The sequence below is a fragment of the Marinobacter alkalisoli genome, from assembly GCF_045449855.1.
Classification (GTDB): domain Bacteria; phylum Pseudomonadota; class Gammaproteobacteria; order Pseudomonadales; family Oleiphilaceae; genus Marinobacter.
The window spans coordinates 146,098-163,532 of record NZ_JBJJLC010000031.1; the positions used below are offsets into that span (position 1 = coordinate 146,098).

General features: G+C 55.0%; 14 protein-coding genes. 1 reads left to right on the top strand and 13 read right to left on the bottom strand.

Going from position 1 to position 17,435, the window contains the following annotated elements; all coding sequences use genetic code 11:
• Positions 1–33: 33 nt before the first annotated feature.
• The 9 genes from ACJO5Y_RS13530 to ACJO5Y_RS13570 all read right to left on the bottom strand — a co-directional run bounded on the left by ACJO5Y_RS13530 (position 34) and on the right by ACJO5Y_RS13570 (position 11,088).
• On the bottom strand, positions 34–1,104 hold the full coding sequence (locus ACJO5Y_RS13530) for a hypothetical protein (RefSeq protein ID WP_406987886.1): 1,071 nt from the start codon (positions 1,102–1,104) through the stop codon (positions 34–36).
• Between the two features lie 176 nt (positions 1,105–1,280).
• Positions 1,281–1,736, bottom strand: coding sequence for a DUF3304 domain-containing protein (locus ACJO5Y_RS13535; protein WP_406987888.1), 456 nt, complete (start codon positions 1,734–1,736; stop codon positions 1,281–1,283).
• 238 nt (positions 1,737–1,974) lie between these two features.
• A complete protein-coding gene (locus ACJO5Y_RS13540) occupies positions 1,975–2,499 on the bottom strand; it encodes a hypothetical protein (protein ID WP_406987889.1) in 525 nt (174 codons plus the stop codon).
• Positions 2,500–2,544: 45 nt separating this feature from the next.
• A complete protein-coding gene (locus ACJO5Y_RS13545) occupies positions 2,545–2,898 on the bottom strand; it encodes a hypothetical protein (protein ID WP_406987890.1) in 354 nt (117 codons plus the stop codon).
• A gap of 99 nt (positions 2,899–2,997) precedes the next feature.
• Positions 2,998–3,762, bottom strand: a complete 765-nt coding sequence (locus ACJO5Y_RS13550) for a hypothetical protein (protein WP_406987892.1) — start codon at positions 3,760–3,762, stop codon at positions 2,998–3,000.
• A 287-nt stretch (positions 3,763–4,049) separates the two neighbouring features.
• A complete protein-coding gene (locus tag ACJO5Y_RS13555) occupies positions 4,050–4,289 on the bottom strand; it encodes a hypothetical protein (RefSeq protein ID WP_406987893.1) in 240 nt (79 codons plus the stop codon).
• Between the two features lie 111 nt (positions 4,290–4,400).
• Positions 4,401–5,477: a hypothetical protein gene (locus ACJO5Y_RS13560; protein ID WP_406987894.1), complete on the bottom strand. Its 1,077-nt coding sequence runs from the start codon at positions 5,475–5,477 to the stop codon at positions 4,401–4,403.
• Positions 5,474–8,971: a toxin VasX gene (locus tag ACJO5Y_RS13565; RefSeq protein WP_406987896.1), complete on the bottom strand. Its 3,498-nt coding sequence runs from the start codon at positions 8,969–8,971 to the stop codon at positions 5,474–5,476. Before ACJO5Y_RS13565 ends, ACJO5Y_RS13560 begins: the two co-directional genes overlap by 4 nt.
• Complete coding sequence (locus ACJO5Y_RS13570) at positions 8,968–11,088, bottom strand: type VI secretion system Vgr family protein (protein ID WP_406987897.1); 2,121 nt, start codon at positions 11,086–11,088, stop codon at positions 8,968–8,970. The genes ACJO5Y_RS13565 and ACJO5Y_RS13570 overlap by 4 nt, the downstream gene beginning before the upstream one ends.
• Positions 11,089–11,258: 170 nt before the next feature.
• Between ACJO5Y_RS13570 and ACJO5Y_RS13575 the strand changes: the two genes are divergently transcribed.
• The gene (locus ACJO5Y_RS13575) at positions 11,259–12,284 is read left to right on the top strand and encodes an NADP-dependent oxidoreductase (RefSeq protein ID WP_406987899.1); all 1,026 of its coding nucleotides are present in this window, start codon (positions 11,259–11,261) and stop codon (positions 12,282–12,284) included.
• A gap of 52 nt (positions 12,285–12,336) precedes the next feature.
• Here the strand turns inward: ACJO5Y_RS13575 and ACJO5Y_RS13580 are convergent, their stop codons facing one another.
• From ACJO5Y_RS13580 to ACJO5Y_RS13595, 4 genes are read right to left on the bottom strand one after another with little or no spacing between them, the layout of a single operon-like run.
• Positions 12,337–13,302, bottom strand: coding sequence for an NAD(P)H-quinone oxidoreductase (locus tag ACJO5Y_RS13580; RefSeq protein WP_406988017.1), 966 nt, complete (start codon positions 13,300–13,302; stop codon positions 12,337–12,339).
• 22 nt (positions 13,303–13,324) lie between these two features.
• Positions 13,325–14,464, bottom strand: a complete 1,140-nt coding sequence (locus ACJO5Y_RS13585) for a tRNA-queuosine alpha-mannosyltransferase domain-containing protein (protein WP_406987901.1) — start codon at positions 14,462–14,464, stop codon at positions 13,325–13,327.
• A 14-nt stretch (positions 14,465–14,478) separates the two neighbouring features.
• Positions 14,479–16,209: an alpha-amylase family glycosyl hydrolase gene (locus ACJO5Y_RS13590; protein ID WP_406987902.1), complete on the bottom strand. Its 1,731-nt coding sequence runs from the start codon at positions 16,207–16,209 to the stop codon at positions 14,479–14,481.
• The gene (locus ACJO5Y_RS13595; protein ID WP_406987903.1) at positions 16,206–17,429 is read right to left on the bottom strand and encodes a glycosyltransferase family protein; all 1,224 of its coding nucleotides are present in this window, start codon (positions 17,427–17,429) and stop codon (positions 16,206–16,208) included. The genes ACJO5Y_RS13590 and ACJO5Y_RS13595 overlap by 4 nt, the downstream gene beginning before the upstream one ends.
• Positions 17,430–17,435 lie beyond the last annotated feature (6 nt).

Consider the following 17,435-nt stretch of genomic DNA (forward strand, 5'->3'; position numbering starts at 1 on the left):
TCGCCTCGATGTTGACCATCAAGCGGGGCGACCCTACACAACACTCGCGGTCTCAGGCCTTTGCTGGCGATAAGTGGGCATGTCTAAACTGCCCAGTTTCGGGGTCAGCCTGCACTGTCGGCGACCCCAGGGGTATTGCCGTTGACTCCTCAATAGCTCCGCACCTTCACCTTTTTGCCAGGTTTCCAGATCCAGGTCCCGCCAGTAGCGGGGGTTGCGGCCTGTCTGCTGATCATGCTCGGCGGTTACCGGGTCCAGGTGGCGAAAGGGCTCCAGCCGGGGCATGTCCGGCAAGGGCTGGGTGACGTCCATGTAGCGTTGCAGCATGTCCCACAGGGCCAGCACCTCGGTTTTTTCCGCTTCGACGTTGCTCAGGGACGTGTCATTGAACTGCTTCTGCGTGTAACGATGCACGAACATCAGCCGATAGAAGATACCGCCCTGCTGCACCACTCGCTCTACGTAGGCGTCGAACTCCACAAACGGCGCTTCGAAGTTACGACCTTTGCCCAAGGCAAACTTTACCTGCCCGGTGACCCGGTTGAACTCGCTGCAGCCGTCTTCCAAGGTTTCGTCTAACTTCTTTTCCAGAGTTTTCTCGAAAGGCTTGAGAATCAATCCAACGCCATTAATCATGAGCCAATTGGTGGTGGGGGGGATGATCCAAAATGAAAAGAATATCCATGCTGAACCCAAAATTAGAAGTAGTACAACCACAGCTATCGCCGGCAATATAGGTATCAGGAAAGTCCCGATACTCCAACTGATAAGCACTAAACCACCAATAAGCACCAACAACGCCCAAATGAATGGAATAATCAGTATTAACGCCTTTAATCCAAGCTTCTCATTAAGAAAGCGAAGCCGCTGGTGGTCCCACCACCAGTTGTCCTTATAGAACTCCGGGTCATCCCGTTCACTGCACTGGACCGTATCAATATCCTCCACGGTTCGGTGGTACGGGTTAAGGTTAACGTAGGCGCCATATGGCTGAAGCTCGTCCCCAACACGCTCCCGTTTGGCCCGGGTTTCGGGTAGCTCCACCGTCTGATCAGACCGATAGGCGGTCGAAGCATATTTTTGTGTCTCCATCGGTATGGTCATACAGAAACTTCCTTAACGGACCAATAGGGTGCTAATGGCTCGGAATGCGGGTTAAAAATACTACGAGGTTTATCCGGTGTGCCTCCATGGCCACAATGCTGGGCTATCCCCGTGGACTTCGAAAAGCAGTATCTTATTAAGCTGTCAGATGGCCAGCAAACCGAGGACTTGCCAATTTAATAATCAGATTTAGTTGATTCGCTCCAGAAAAATTTCACAGTATCGTCAGTAAAAATATGCACATGAAGATAAAGCTCATCATTTGGTCTTTCAGGAATTTCCACCAACAATCTCTTGCTTTTCTTTCTTAGGCCGGCATCATATTGTGATTGGGTCACACTTACGGTCCAAGTTAACTCGACTTCCTCAGAGTCAAGCTTTCCGCAACAAATTGCACCACCTCTGGCTCCCGGTCCATTTCCATCGTGAGCTGCAGCCCCACCTATCCATTTACCGTTCAAATTTACATCGTGGATAGGGCGATCCACATGGTTATGGAATACAAAAGCAGCGTCCTTAGCTGAAAACGTATAGTTCCACGCAACCGGACTAAAAATTGCTAATAAAAGCATCACTTGCAGCCAAACAGGTAACGGGTCAAGAACTTTATTTACTAACCATCGACCAATCATATACTTCCCTGCTCTACAACCCCGTTGATCAACTCAAGGTTTCTACATATAGCTGCGCATTCTGTAAGCTCCGCAATTTCGGCAATCCAACTTTCTGGAGGAGTTGATTACCACCTCGCTGTCGCATTTTCCTGTTCGGTGTTTGGTAGCGGAGGATGTGGATTCTCGGCGTGAGGAACAGCAATATCTAGGATATTTTTCCAAATACAGATAAAGCGCTTACGCCAAGCTCTTAAAACTAGTCTAAAATATAACATCCCTCATCATCTGTCCTCACATCCATGAAGCCCATGTGTGGAAATAAGCTCACCTTCAGATAGTATGTAAGCGCACCACTCAATGCCGCCAGAAGTACTCCAACTATTGATATGACTGGAACAGTATTGAATCCATAAATATAATTACCCGCAACAACCATGCAGAACATCAAGTATGCCGCATATCCAGTAAAAGCCATTCGCAGCAACCCCACAAAATAGATGACTGACAATACCGATACAACCACGATCCCGTGTAATGCAAACTCTGCATCCAACGGCGCCAATACAGTGTGAATCGTCCAGATAGCAAAGACGGATTGTGCAAAAAACACACATAGAAGGATGCGGTTCACTATCAGAGAAAACCCGGAGTCAGGGTGGGCTCGAAATGTCGCTATCTGTTTGGCCAGCCTCATTTCATTTCCAGCATCCGCTTTCAACTTTTCAAATATTTCCTGGCGGCTGCAGCCCTGTTCAAGCAAGCCTTTGATATGCTTTCGCATGGTTCGATTCTCCTTATCGATCTTGATATCCTATTTTATGTCCTTCTATTCAGCGCGCCCGCTACTGCTATTCTCCAGTTCGAGAACCTTGCTATTTTGACCAGACACAAAAACCGACGATATTAATATAAACGGAATGGCCACGTAGTAGGTGGGGAAACCGGCATCACCAAACACATTAATCAAAGCCACGATAGCGACAATAGCGGCTCCGATGGTTAACGTCAGTACTGATACCTTGGCCTGACGCTCTGAAGCGGGATCAGTCCTGATTTTTACCATCGTTCCGCATTCAACACAGGGGATGGGTTCCGATCTTCCAAGCTTCTCCAGCGCCTTTTCAGACAGTTGGTTTGAGCCGTTACAGGAGATACAGATTGCTTCTACAGTGTTACTCATGAACTCTTCCTTGACGAATTTTAGTAATCCTTCACCAGCCCCTCCGGGACCGAGGGGCTACGATTGTTATGTCTTGCAGTGATCAGCGATTCGAGGGACTCAGGCAGAAAGGGAAGCTTTGTCCTCTTCCTCGGCATACACTTCCGCAAACACGTCGTAGGGCAAACGCCCACGATTGGCCTGCTGCTTCTCACGAACCTTCTGGCTCAGGCGCTTGAAGGTGTCGCTGGGCTTGGTCCACTCCGATTCCGGCAGCGGTTCGGACCAGCGAAGTACCGCTTCCGGCGTGGCACGACGGTTGAGGCGCTGCATCTTGCGCACCTCCCACTCGGTCAGGTGGTTGGGCAGGGTCCAGAGGGTGAGCAGGTGGTAGCAATACCAGAAGAACGGATAACTCCAGCCTACTTCCCCTTCCCGACGGCGCCGGCGCATGCGCTCCCGGGCATTGTAGAAGGTATGCACGCCCTCCCAGGGCGGGTCGCCGGGCTTTTGCAGGTCCAGCGGGTCCTGGATCTCCTCCAGGGCCTTGACCTCGTATTCCATGTAAGCCCGCAGCGCCTCCCAGGTGCTGATGGCCAGCGGCAGGCCGCCGCTCATCAGCTCCAGGCTGGTGCCCTTGCCCGTGTTTGGGTCAACACCGCCGAACCCGAAGCCGTACTGGCGCTGAACCCCGTACTGGGTTGCCCCCTGAGCCTGGACCACCCAGGCCTGGATCTCTTCCCAGGGCACGAACACCGGGGTGTCGGAATCCGAGGGCACCAGGCACACTTCCCGCCGCTGACGATTGAAGCGGGTGGGGACCACGCCCCGGAGTTTGAAGTAGGCTTCAGCGCGGGGGATCAGAGCCAGGAACAAGCCGACCAAGGCGATCCCTCCTCCTAATTTTAAGCCTTCTATAGAAAACAAAATGTAAGCATCAATCGCGTCCTGAACACCATTCCCCCAGATAAAACCCGCAGCAAACATCAACATTGGCAAGACCATACTCATTAGAAGCAACATCACCATTGGCCCGCCAATGGTTACCTGCCAACTGAACACATTCGGCGTGAAGGCGCCCAACTCCAGGTATTCATCGCGTACTTCCGCGACGATTTGGCTGTGATCAACAGGCGGTAACCCCGTGGGTAGCGGCAGAGGGGACAAGTACGTCACAGTTCCGCTGGGGAATGTGTCGCTTCGCCCGGCCCTGGGGCTTTTGGAATTTGTTTCGTCTTTCCTTTAACGGCCTCCAGCGATGCGTAGGGCCAATCCAGTTCCCACCAGATGGCCTGCTCCTTTGGCGGTTCCTGCACCGGCAGCAGCGGGAACTCGCTGTCTGGCTTGATTCGCAGCATGTAGACACTTCCCGTGTATTGTTCATCGGGTTCCAGGGTTTCAATCTTGACCATCAGCGCCAATTCGCTGGTGACAATACCATGCCTGGTTTTCTCGTGGGGCGGCCCAACACAACACTGGCAGTCTCATGACCTGCCCCCTGTACCCACAAAGAACACACAAGCTCAGATCGGCCAAGCGCCAGCTGGTCGACGTTGCCGGTAATCCTTCATCGAAATCTTGCCCAGTTGCGGAGTAAGCTTGCAGGTTCGGCTCCCCCAGGGAAACGTGCTCTGTCGGTGGTGGACTTCCGTCCAGCCCTCGCCGTCTTTCCAAGATTCCAGGTCCAGATCCCGCCAGTACCTCGGGTTCCGGCTCGTCTTCTTATCGTGTTCAGCCGTAATCGGGTCCAGATAGCGAAAAGGTTCCAAGCGAGGGGTATCCGGCAGTGGCTGGGTCACATCCATGTAGCGCTGCAACATATCCCATAGCGCCAGCACCTCGGACTTTTCCGCTTCAATCGTACTGAAACCGGTTTTGTTAAAGGTTTTTTGGGTGTAGCGGTGCACCAGCATCAGGCGGTAGAAGATACCGCCATGCTGGACCACCCGCTCCACATAGGCGTCGAATTCCACAAAGGGCGCCTCGAAAAACTGCCCCCGCCCCAAGGCAATGCGAATCTGGCCAGTGACGCGGTTGAATTCACTACAGCCGTCTTCGAGGGTGTCGTCCAGTTTCTTATTGATGTTTTTTTCAAAAGGCTTGAGGATGAAACCGATACCTGTACTCATGATCCAATTCGTTGTGTATGGAGTGACCCATATTGCAACTGCATACCAAGCGAACGCCAATATAAGAGCAACGGTTCCGACCAACACGCCAGGAAGCGCTCGAATCGCATCCACTTCAGAGAAACCCCAAACCATCAGTGCAGGGCCTCCGAGCCAAAGTGTAAGCACCCAAGTAAACGGAATAATCAGTATTAGAAACTTGAGCCCCAATTTCCCGTTTAAGAATCGAATCCGCTGGTGGTCCCACCACCAATCTTTATTTTTGAACTCAGGATCCGTTTTTTCGTTTTCCTGAAGAGCCTCAATGTCTTGCACCGTACCATGGTAGGGAATGACACCCGCGTATGTGCCTATCGGCTGAAGCTCCTCCCCGATCCGCGTGCGATTTCTTGGACTCTCAGGCAATGGCCCAATGGCCGCTCCTATAAAGGCTGCATTCGCGATTTCGGCTGCTCTCCGTGCGTTATTCATGCAGTGACCTCAGTAAAATACCAGTATGGTGACTTGGGCTGAGCGTATGGGTTCAAGAACGCCTTCTCTTTGGGCGGTGGGTTACTGTGGAGGGACACATTGAATGGTTCGAAATTCTCTTGCACAGGAGCCGGAAATACTATCGGCCCTAGTTCTGTGTCCAGAGTGGCTTGTATCCCAACTCTAACTCTGGTTTCCACCGATTCGTTATAAAACAAGCTTCGGTATTCGCTGTCCTGCAACTCACGTTTCACAAGGAACCGAACAGCTGACTGGTGGGGTAAGGATTGTCGGGCGGTAATTTTGGTGAGCGGGGTAGTTTTGACCAACTGGGTACTACTCACAGGTGCTACCGAGCCAGGAGCAGTTAAGCTCGAGCTCGAAGACTGATAGGCCACTTCCTGAACAACCAGATTAAACGCCCTGGAAGGTAGATCCGCCCTGCACTCTTGCCCTTGGAAAAGCCGCATGCGGCTGACCAGGGGAAGCTGCACTGTGATCACGTAATCGTCCGGTTCCGCCGCATAATCCGGATGAGACAGCGCCGGGTCAGGGTCAACATCAGCGTACTTGCTCGCAGTGACCTGAATCGGCGAAAGCAGGGAAAGAAGCTGGCTATAATAAGCATGGTCGTTTTGCCCAGCCAATGAACCATCGGGATGAGTCCCCCAAGGGCCACGCTTCAGGAGTTGCTCAAACGAATCGTCAGTGGCTGCCCCTGCATACAAACTGCCGCCCACTACCATGGCCATGCCGAGAATAGCCCAGCCCCAGCCGGGAATGGCAAGCAGGGGGCCCATAAGAGGCTGAGCCAGGAAAATCAAACCACCCGCTACCGCAATTGCATGGCCGGTTGCAGCGTCAAAATCTTTGTTAGATAAACTAAGGCGCATTTCCCAAGAACTGAAGGCAACGTTAATAGCCCCTGCCGCGAAACTAGCCAAGCCAACAGTGCGGACCAAAGTGCTAGCCTTCAGAGCATTTAATCTATTGCCAATGACAACCCAATTCTTCATATCGAACAGCGGCCGCGCAGCAACTTTGTACAGACCTGATTGTTGAGTAGCGCCCCCCCCAAGTACTACGCTCAGCTTGAAAGATGCAGCCATCAAGTCTAATCCTGCCCCAAGCAGCGCCTTTGAACCCGCAAACACTACGTTTCCCTTTTCTGAGTTCCAGGCATTGACAAAGTTATTCCACTCGAGAAAAACGTTAAACGCCGCCAATACCACCAACCCACGGGACACCGCAGGTCCATCCACGACTTTACCAACCCGCTTGGCAAAATCCACCTTCAACAACCCCAGCTTCCGGGCCTCCGGATGATCGGCGGGAGCGGAGAATACCATGGTCGCGCCAGCAACCTTATTAACAGCTTCCTCAACAGCATTGGCGGCACGGGCCGGGCTGCTTGATGCCACCAGATCATCCGAGTCATCAAGCAAATCGGCATAGAGGTAGTCCTTCTTTCGGGTCAAAATGCCTTTGGACCGATCAAAGTCTGTCAACCCCCGGTTGAGGCCATTGCCGAGCATACCAATAATCGATCCTCTAGTGACGGCACCCGCCCTGTCCATCACATCGATTCCTCTCAGTTCAGGACTAGTCAGTACAATATTTGAAGACGCGGCCTGCATGATTCGCTGAATCTCGACCTGCTGTATCACACCCTCCTCAATGAGCCGCTTGCAAACTGTGAGTATTGCGGAGCTCCACTCCCCCAGCGCTCCAGATATCAGGCCGCCGACTTTCCCAGCATCGGACAGGTCTTTCAGAATACTTTCACCGCCATCCTGCTTTTCCTTTAATTGTTTTTCGAGGTATACCAATGACTGTATGTTCAGACGGTTCAATAACGCTTCATCGATCTCGGTCTGTTCCTCAGCGAGCTTTTGCAATTTCTCAAACGGAGACGGCGATCCAGCGCTATCGTCTGCGGTTTGTGGGGCCCAATCCGTAAGGAAACTACTATCTAATATCCATTGCCGTAAACCGGTTAACACCTGAGCTCGGCTGCTTACGCCTTGAGCTGCCAGAACACCTGGAATCTGTTGCAAAACATTGAGCTTGTCTGCGATCAGCAGGTAAGCTTCGCAGAGCGCCACATCATTGCATTCCCGATAATCTTCAAAGACTGGATCAAGCTTCCCCAACTCGATCATGTCTTGGATTTCGTCAACATGTTGTTCAATAACCCGAACAGCATGATTCTTTTCGGCGGTGTCCAGCACTTCATCCAATTTTGCCCGGTCGATAGCGTCGGAGTAATTCGCTAAAGTACTAGAGCCGCCGCTCGACAATGGGTCAAACACCGCTTGTCGAATCAACATCGCAGAGTGAGCCATTGGATTCTTCTGGATGGAAACATCTACAGCATCGAGGAAGTGCAGTGCCAGGTGCAGTTGTGCCAGGGAATGGCGAAGCTTGAATAAAGGATCCGGAAGCGCCACGCAGGCTATACCTTTTTGCGTGCGAAGGTTCCACAAAAGGTCGACTCCCTGGTGGCACGTGAGGTCAAGTATCTCTGGCGCTTCCTCCCCATCCTCACTTGCGTCCTGTTGACCGCCTGAAGTCGCCTCGAATGCGAGATCCAGCGGGTTCTCCATTAACTGTTCGACATAGGATATCGGATTATCTTCGCTAGTCAGAGATTCACTATTTTGTTCAGCTTTCCCCACAAGACTCTGATTATGCTTCAACAGTTTTGCCAGTTTGGCGCATAGCTCTTGCTCGCCCGGGCCTTCAAAACTGGTCACAAAGTCACTGGGGTTTTCGAGCATCAATTCGATCCCCAAGTCGCGAGCCCTTAATTCGGCCACATCCTCAACCCTCGATGCGGGGAAGCCGGTCGCAAAACCTATTGTATCGACCGAGGTAACAGCCCACGCGTGGCCCACGCCAGTCGTCCTTGCATTGCGGGAAGCGTCATTTTCTTCAAGCTGCTGGATATATGACCAGTCCCATTGCACTTCGCTATATGCCATGCGGAAATCGTGCATAACAGATTGTCCCTGAAGAAAAACGGGGACAAGCACATCGTCCAACCACCGCCCAGCCGAAGGTCGAATAGCCCGTAATTCAGAATCCTGATCGTCGGCCTCCGCTCGGACTGCTTCAAGGTCAACATCGCTCATTTGGGAGCTTTGGTTAATTTCCAGTTCTCTCCATAGCCTGTTATTTCGGAAGATATAAAGGTATCCGGGGCGTAATAGAGCGACCCCTTTTCCTTGGTAGACAGGCGCGTTGTAACCGCTTTTTACTGGCAGGTTACTAGCGATTTCAGCCAAGGGTTTAATTCTGACAAGTGTATTCTCTTGGTAATCATCCCGCTCAACGTTTGATCTGGCATTTTTCAAAAGAGGGACAACAATCTTGCCACCGTCACGCTTTGGTATGGTCAGCACCAGATCTTTCGGGTCTGAATCATCATATTCAGCTTTTCGTAGAATCGACCGATCCCGGGACTCATCTGAAAAATTCACATTATCTGTCATGCGTTTTCCTCCCCTGCCGAGCTTTTGATTGCTTCAACCGAATCGCGCTCGAGATGCCCACCAATTACTTCAACAATCAATTTTCGGTCAAACTTTGGTAATTGCCCTACTTCCATTTCATCAAGCAATGCGGACTGGCGCTGATCCACTTCCGCCAGAGAAGGAGATTGGGGCGCAGCTATTGCATCTCTGACGAGTACTCCAGGCTGTTCAGGAGTAGATATCCTTTGCCCCGAACCACTACCCGGCGAACCACCGGAATTGATCTTGATGCCAGCCCCCGCCAGCGTCACACCACTCGGGTCCAGCTTCAGCAGGCTGCCACCGGCAGATATGGTGAGTTCCGCACCCGCGTCCAGCACCACTTTGGCGCCGGCCTTGTGGTGAACTTCGGTGCCGGCTTCGCTGAGGGTGCCCTTGCCGGATTTCTGGTGGAAAGTGCCGCTGATGCTCTGGCTGCAGTCGCCGCCGATGGTCTGGCGTTTTTCTCCATCCACGGTGCAGTGATCGTTGCCTTTGATGTGATTGAAATCGTTATTCTCGACCGTTCGGTGGCTGTCGTTCCTGACAACTTCGGTGCGATTGTTTTCCGTCAGCAGGTCCAGGTCTTTCTGTGCGTGGATGTAGATCTGTTGCTGGTCCGCTTCGTCCTCAAATCGCAACTCGTTGCTGCCCTCGCCCTTGTGGGTCTGGGTTTTGAGGGTGGTTCTTGTCTTGTGCTCCGGCAGCGCATAGGGCGGTGTGTTGGTGGCATGGTAGGTGCGACCGGTAATGATCGGCTGGTCCGGGTCCCCGTCCAGAAAGGAGACGATGACTTCGTTGCCGATTCTTGGCAGTGCCATGAAGCCGTATTGCCCACCGGCCCAGTCCTGGCTGATTCGCAGCCAGGCGCTGCTGTGTTCGTCGTTCTTGCTGTATCTGTCCCATGGAAAGCGGACTTTCACTCGGCCGTGTTCGTCGCAGTGGATCTCTTCGCCTTTCGGGCCGGTGACGATGGCGATCTGGGGGCCGTCCATCCGCGGGCGGTGTTGGATCTGTGGGCGCCAGGTGCGGTCCGCCGGGATGGCATTGAAGGCGTTGTGGTAGGTGGTCGCACCACTACCACCCTCTTCTTCCAGGGCCTGGGGCTGCTCGCCGGTATGGCTGATGCTGGTGAACAGCCATTCCCGGTTCAGGGTCTGGTTGTCGTGTTCGGTGAGTTCGACTTTGGCGCCCACGGTAAAGTCGGGGCGGTTACTCTGGCCGTTGGCGGTGGCAGCGTCGTTTCTCAGGGCATCCAGGCGGCTTTCGGTGAACGGCTGGCCGCTGGCGTCGGCCTTGAAGCGGCCAGGGTAATCGTAGTGCTGGTAGTCTTCCCGGTGCTGAACATCACCCGCCACACTGTCGTGCATCAAGGCATAGGCGGGATTCTTGAAGGTGTAGTCCTTCATGGCCACAGAGGCGGCCTTGATCCGTTCGCGGTAGCTGAACTGGAAGATGGCGCTCTGGCGGGTACTGCCACCGGCTTTGCCGTTGTATTCGGCGGGGTCGAGCCTGGGGGCATCGCCATGGTGATCGGCGATGATCAGGGCCGGCTGTTCTTCACCGTCTACTGAGCCGTGGTGGTAGCGGTAATACCAGCCTTCCTCAGCGGCCAACCGTTCCACAAACCCCAGGTCGCTTTCCCGGTGCTGGACGCAGTATTCCCGTTCTTCCGGGCGGCGTTTCAGATCGAACACGGTATCGACGATGCCCCGCTCTTCCAGCAGGGTGCGCACGATGGCGTCGGTGGTCTGGGTCTGGAAGATGCGGCTGTTGTGCATCAGGCCCAGGCGCCACAGCGGGGGCTGGATGATGACTTCGTAGCGGGTGCGGCGGTGGCCGGCATCACCGCGGGCGAATTCGTTGACCACGCCGGTGAAGCGTCGCAACGGCGTGCCATCCTGCCAGACCACCAGGTCCACGGCCCGTTCCAGTACATCGGCTGCCGCTACCGACGGGTCGGTGCTGGCCAGCTCAAGCTTGCCGTGAAACAACTCGGAAAGGTTCTCGGTCAGCTCAAAGCCGACAACGGAAAAGTGATCAGAGGAAAATTCGCCAATGGTGGCGGTGAACTGCAGTCCGCTTGCCTGGGGCATGTCTTCGGTCCCTGAAGATAAAGTCGTATGTTCATTACTCGTCCTGAGCATGGCCGATTATAACGATCGGGCCGAGGAATGTAACCCCGGGAATCCCGAGTTGAGAGGTTGACCTCAAACCTAATCTGCTGCACTCTAATCTGGTTTCATTATGCAACCGGAGGAAGTCAGTGAACGACTACAAGAACCATGCAATCGTGCTCAAACAGCGCCCCCAGGGCGAAATCCAGGATGGCGACCTTGTTATGGAAGAGCGCCCTGTTCGGCCGCCCAACGAGGGAGAGGTGGTAGCCCAGGTCCTGTGGTTGTCGCTGGATCCTTACATGCGCCCGCGCATGAACGATGCCAAGGGGTACATGGACCCCATTGCCATTGATGAGGTGATCGTGGGTGAAAGCGTCGCGCGGATCGTGGAGTCCAACTCCGACAAGCTCAAGGTCGGCGACCTGGTCACCTGCTACTCCGGCTGGCAGGAATACGTGACCTTCCCGGCGGATGCGCCGATGGTTTACAAGATCAACCAGAAAGACAATGTGCCCCTGCAGACTTATCTGGGCGTGGCGGGTATGCCCGGTCGTACCGGCTACTGCGGCCTGATGTACGTGGGCAAGCCCAAGGCCGGTGAAACCGTGGTGGTGTCTGCCGCTTCCGGCCCTGTTGGCACCGTGGTTGGACAAACCGCCAAAAAAGAGGGCTGTCGCGTTGTCGGCGTGGCCGGCGGGCCGGACAAATGCGGTTTCGTGGTTGAGGAACTGGGTTTCGATGCCTGTGTCGATTACAAGGCGGGTAACCTTGAAGAGGATCTGAAAGCGGCCTGCCCTGACGGCATCGATATCTATTTCGAGAACGTTGGCGGTGCCGTGACCCGCGCGGTCGCACCGTTACTGAACCCGGGGGCCCGCGTGCCTATCTGTGGTTATGTGTCGGCCTACAACGCCAGTGACATGGCATCGGTCGAGACGCCTTTCCACGTCCTGAAAGCATTGGATCCGGTACCAGAGCACCGCTTTTTCCTGGTCACTGAGTGGCAGGACAAGCATCAGGAGATTACCGGTATTCTCGCTGACAGGATTGCCTCCGGTGAGCTGAAGTATCGGGAGAGCATTGCCGAGGGGCTGGGTAATGCCGTTGAGGCGTTCAAGGGGATGCTGAAGGGGCAGAACTTTGGGAAGCAGTTGGTTCGTGTTGCGGACTGATCTGATTTAGGGTTTGTCGGATTACGCTGACGCTAATCCGACAAACGTTTACTCAGGCGTTAACGCTCAAGAGCACTTTGCCGGTGCTCTTGTTGGCGGCGACGTAGGCCATGGCTTCGGCGGCCTCTTCAATCGGCCAGTCCCGATCAATAATCGGTACAATCTGCTTCGAGCTCAGCAAAGGCCAGACATGACGATAGAGGGCCTGCATGACCTCCCCTTTGACCGCTACTGGGCGTGACCGCAGGGTTGACCCAATCAGGCGATGGCGTTTCACCAGCATCAGGCCAAGATTCACTTCAGCTGTCCGACCGCCCATCAGGCCAATCAATACGATTCGACCATCTGCGTTCAGGACTTTCTGGTTATCGCCGATGTAACTGCCGCCCACCGGGTCCAGCACCATGTCGATGCCACCCCATTTACGGACCGCATCCACGAACGAGCCGTTCGTTCGGTTCCAGATACCGGTCGCACCAAGCTTCTGACAAACGGCCAGTTTTTCATCATCTCCGGCGGTGGCGAACACCGGATTCCCAAACGCTGTGGCCAGCTGTATAACCGCCGTACCCAAACCACTGGCGGCGGCGTGGAGCAAGACCTTTTCGCCCGGTTCCAGTCCCGCCTCCCGGTACAGATTCAACCAGGCCGTTGCGAACACCTCTGGCACCGCCGCAGCCTGCCTGAGTGACAGCCCATCAGGAATTGGCAACACCTGCACTGCCGGCACAATCACCTTGGTGGCGTAGCCGCCGCCGGTCAACAGGGCACAGACTTCGTCCCCCGGACTAAAGCCGGTCACGCCCTCACCAACGTCGGCAATGGTCCCGCTCACTTCCAGCCCCAGAATCTCCGAGGCACCGGGAGGCGGCGGATAAACGCCAGCCCTCTGCATCAGGTCAGCACGATTGATAGCGGTCCATGCCACATCAATACTGACGTGGTTTTCTGGCAGTTCCGTGGGAGCGTCGCAGGTCTCCCAGTTCAGAGCATCGCCGACAACCTTGATCGCCTTCATCATATTCGCCCGCTCCGGTGGTTCATTCTTGATTGGTTGAGCATACCGCGTCACCGCCTATGGTGACATACATGGCATTGCGATAACTGCGTTTCAATTCGGTAAGGCGCCATTCTTCGGGGCGCTTTATAGCCGGTTTCTGCGTCAGCAGTGATACCAATGTGTCGGCAGCACAGCAAGCTTCCCGCTGCGGATCATCTACCAGGCTGGTATAACGCTGGGAGGCAGGAACATACTCCGGATACGCCAGACGATCCGGCGCCAGGGCCAGGCAGCCAGAGGCCATGGCTTCCAGCATTGATAGCCCCTGGAAATCGTGCAGTGCCGTGGACACCACTACGTCGGCTTCATGCAACAGTCTGTCGTACGCTTCACGACTTTCCATATATCCCCAGTGCACAAGCCGACTGCCATAGCGGCTCTGTATCTCTTCAAATACCCGGGGCTGGTTCCTGAACTGCTCTCCCACCACGCTGATGCGAAAATCCTGCCCCATGTCCACCAGCCGGTCGAGCAGCAGTAACAGCCGGTCCGGGCATTTGTCATACTCCCAGCGGTGATTCCACAACAAATGCGGGCAGGTGGCGTTATGGGGAACGGCGCGCTCCCGGAACAGAGAGTCCTCAATCGGCACGGGAATCACGCTGGACTTGTCCCGTATCTGACGAATCACGCCATCGGGCAGGCCGTCAGGCAGCTTGTTGAGAAAGCCATAGGCTTCGTCCAGAAAGCTGTCCCGGTTCCACTCGCTGTTGAACACAACGAGATCCGCCGCAACCGCGCTGTACAGGTTGACCATTTTGGGCTCGGCACTGGAGTGCTGCCTGCCAGAATCCGGGTAGGCAAACTGGTTTTCATGCATGTAGAGCAAAGCCGGGGTACGGGCGAGATGGGGATGGAAACCGCGAATGGACGCCAGATCCACCATGGAGGTGACCACCAAAAGATCCCAGCTTTGCCTGAGCGCGGGCTCCTGTAGCCAGGTCAGCGCGTTACCGCGAATCCGCCAGCGAAAGAACCGGGGCGGCAAGGCAAGCACGTGCCAGTCGAACGCCGGCTGGCTGGCGACCAGTTGTTCCCGCCAGCGTTTGTGGCTGCCGGCATCGTAGGCTGACAGTAAAAGTACTCTTGGTGTTGACGATGGTAGTGGTTGCTCGGGCATGAGCGCATTCTGCCCTACTCCCGATTCGACAGCCAGACGCTCTGGTAGGGCTTCAACGTAAGAGAGCCGCTCAGGTCATCCACCCGCAGCCTGGAAATCAGGTCCACCCACTGGTCGGTGCCAATCAGGTTGATATCACTCAGAGCCACCTCCTGGGCTTCATCGCTGATATTGTGGATGCAGAAAATGGACTGATCCCGCCGCATGCTCTGGCGCCAGAACCCAAACAACTGCAGCCCGAGATGGAGCGTGAACTGGGTGGCGTTGGGGTGGAACGCCGGCTGCCGGCGACGAATGGCAATCAGGCGTTTCAGCTCTTTGAACACCTCGCTGTGATGACTTAGCGGATTGGCCAGCTCACTTTCAATCGATTCGAGCTTCCACTGACCCCGATTGATGGAACGCAGACGGCCCGTGTGCTCAGCCCGCTCGTAATCATTTTCGGTGGCCAGAAAACTGTGAATGTAGAAGGCAGGAATGCCCTCCAGCGCCAACATCACCGTATGGGCGCAGATGAAGCGCTGCAATTGCCAGTGATCGGCCCCACCTTTGACCGTGCCCTTGAGCGCATCGTACAGCGCAATGTTGATCTCGTAGGGCTGGTCACGACCGTCTTCTATGCGGCGGTAGGAGACCTTGCCGCCGAAGGACTCCATGGCATTGATCAGCCCCTGCTTCTCGTCTTCAGTCAGTAGGCCATCGGTGGGACGCAAACCCACACCGTCATGGGAAGCAATGAAATTCAGGTAGGTGGTGCCCATCTGCGCCGGCGGCATGCTCATCAGCCAGGTTTTCAGGTGGCGACAGTTGCCGGTCACCAGGGTGTGGATCAGCAGCGGCGGCAGGGAGAAGTTGTAAATCGCGTGTGCTTCATTGGCGTTACCGAAGTACGTCAGGTTTTCCCGGTTGGGCACGTTGGTTTCGGTGACCACCACCGCCTTCGGGCTATGATGCTCAATCAGCAGCCTCAGGATCTTGATCAGTTCGTGGGTCTGCTGGAGGTGGATAGAGGGAGTTCCCGGCTCTTTCCACAGGAATGCCACGGCGTCGAGCCGGAACATGATCACGCCGCGCTCCAGGTATTTGCGGATGATTGATACAAATTCGCTCAACACCCGCGGGTTGGCAAAGTTCAGGTCCACCTGATCTTCACTGAACGTGCACCACACGTAGCGCTCGCCGTCCTCTGTCATCACCGGGTTCAGCAGTGGCGATGTCCGTGGGCGCACCACCGCGCTCAGATCGTCGCTCAGGCTGGCCTCGAAAAAGTAGTCCTTGCCCGGGTCCACGCGCTTGCGGAAATTCTCGAACCAGCGGCTGCGGGCGGACATGTGGTTGATCACCAGATCCGCCATCAGCTTGAAATCTCCGGCGATGCGCTCGATATCATCCCAGTTGCCATGGGATTCGTTCACCGCCAGGTAATCCATCACCGAAAAACCATCGTCTGAGCTGTACGGGAAAAACGGCAGGATGTGGACCGCTGAAACGGTATTCGCCAGGCAATCGTTCAGAAACCCACGGAGCGTCACCAGGGGTTTCTCATCCGCCCGCCGCACCGTGTCTGCATAGGTAATCAGGACAATGTCCGATTCATTCCAGTGGTTCTGGTGCGCCGGCAGGGGCTCCTGGTTCGGCGCCAGCCCCATGGTCTTGAGCAGCTTTTCCGCCAGAAACCCACTGTCGAGATCTGGGTATACGATCTCCAGCATCCCCGCCAGCTTGGATTTCAGTGGTTCTTTCATGGGCGGAACTCCTCGTTATCCAGATCCACCGCCTCCATCAGTTGCTCCTTGATGTCCGGAATCGCACTTGCCACCCGGTTCCAACTGGGAATGAACGGTGTATCCATAGGATTATCGAGGAAATAGGCCCCGGCGCGCATCACATTCTGTGCAAACAGCTCCACGGCCTTTTCTTCCTTATGCCGATCAAAGGTCAGGCCGTTGATGATGGCGTCATTCTGATACGTCTCAACAAAATCCAGCGCGATCCGGAAATAGGTAGCCTTGATGGTGCGGAACTTCTCATTGGAGAAGATCTCGCCATTGGTGGCCAGCTTCCGAAACAGCGCCTTGGAAATGTCCGTGCTCATCTTGGACAACCCACGGTTGGCATCTTCCGGCGACAGTTCCTGGTGTTTGTGATCGTAGGTATCGGCAATGTCCACCTGGCACAATCGGTTGGTGGCGTAGTTGCGCTTCATTTCAGACAGCACCCCCACTTCCAGCCCCCAGTCACTGGGAATGCGCAAATCGTTGATCACATCGGTGCGGAAGGAGAACTCGCCCGCCAGCGGGTAGCGGTAGCTGTCCAGGTAGTCCAGAAAATCATTGGGACCACAGACTTTCTTCAGCGCCCGGATCAGCGGTGTTACCAGTAACCGGCTGACGCGACCGTTCATCTTGCTGTCCGCCACACGGGAGTAATAGCCTTTACAGAACATATAGTTGAACGCAGGATTGGCGACCGGGTAGATCAGGCGCGCCACCAGATCCCGGGAATAGGTCAGAATATCGCAGTCGTGCAGGGCCACGGATTTGCTGAGGCCGGAAGCCAGCACATAACCAAAGCAGTACCAGACATTGCGCCCCTTCCCCATTTCCGTCGGCGCCAGATTCTGCTCACGGAGCTTAAGATCAATGGCACGCAGCCTGGGACCATCGTTCCAAAGCACCTTGAAATTCTGAGGCAGCCCTGAAAAATACTCCATCGCGTAGCGATACTGAGCTTCGGTTGCCTGGTCCAGCCCGATCACAATCTGCTCCAGGTAAGGCACCTTGGCCAGCTCGCTGACGATGTTTTTCAGGGCAGGACCTTCCAGTTCCGAGAACAGTGAGGGCAGCACCAGTGACATGGGGCGCTCCTTACGAAAGTTCATCAGTTCCTGTTCCAAATCCTCCACCGGGCGGCGGGTCAGGTTATGAAGGGTGGTGACGATGCCGTTCTGGTAGAAATCGCCCATGGCTGA

Excerpts from the sequence above, each read along its gene's own strand:
- ACJO5Y_RS13530 (WP_406987886.1), bottom strand. The coding sequence starts at position 1,104 with ATGACCATACCGATGGAGACACAAAAATATGCTTCGACCGCCTATCGG.
- ACJO5Y_RS13535 (WP_406987888.1), bottom strand. The coding sequence starts at position 1,736 with ATGATTGGTCGATGGTTAGTAAATAAAGTTCTTGACCCGTTACCTGTT.
- ACJO5Y_RS13540 (WP_406987889.1), bottom strand. The coding sequence starts at position 2,499 with ATGCGAAAGCATATCAAAGGCTTGCTTGAACAGGGCTGCAGCCGCCAG.
- ACJO5Y_RS13545 (WP_406987890.1), bottom strand. The coding sequence starts at position 2,898 with ATGAGTAACACTGTAGAAGCAATCTGTATCTCCTGTAACGGCTCAAAC.
- ACJO5Y_RS13555 (WP_406987893.1), bottom strand. The coding sequence starts at position 4,289 with ATGGTCAAGATTGAAACCCTGGAACCCGATGAACAATACACGGGAAGT.
- ACJO5Y_RS13560 (WP_406987894.1), bottom strand. The coding sequence starts at position 5,477 with ATGAATAACGCACGGAGAGCAGCCGAAATCGCGAATGCAGCCTTTATA.
- ACJO5Y_RS13565 (WP_406987896.1), bottom strand. The coding sequence starts at position 8,971 with ATGACAGATAATGTGAATTTTTCAGATGAGTCCCGGGATCGGTCGATT.
- ACJO5Y_RS13570 (WP_406987897.1), bottom strand. The coding sequence starts at position 11,088 with ATGCCCCAGGCAAGCGGACTGCAGTTCACCGCCACCATTGGCGAATTT.
- ACJO5Y_RS13580 (WP_406988017.1), bottom strand. The coding sequence starts at position 13,302 with ATGAAGGCGATCAAGGTTGTCGGCGATGCTCTGAACTGGGAGACCTGC.
- ACJO5Y_RS13585 (WP_406987901.1), bottom strand. The coding sequence starts at position 14,464 with ATGCCCGAGCAACCACTACCATCGTCAACACCAAGAGTACTTTTACTG.
- ACJO5Y_RS13590 (WP_406987902.1), bottom strand. The coding sequence starts at position 16,209 with ATGAAAGAACCACTGAAATCCAAGCTGGCGGGGATGCTGGAGATCGTA.
- ACJO5Y_RS13595 (WP_406987903.1), bottom strand. The coding sequence starts at position 17,429 with ATGGGCGATTTCTACCAGAACGGCATCGTCACCACCCTTCATAACCTG.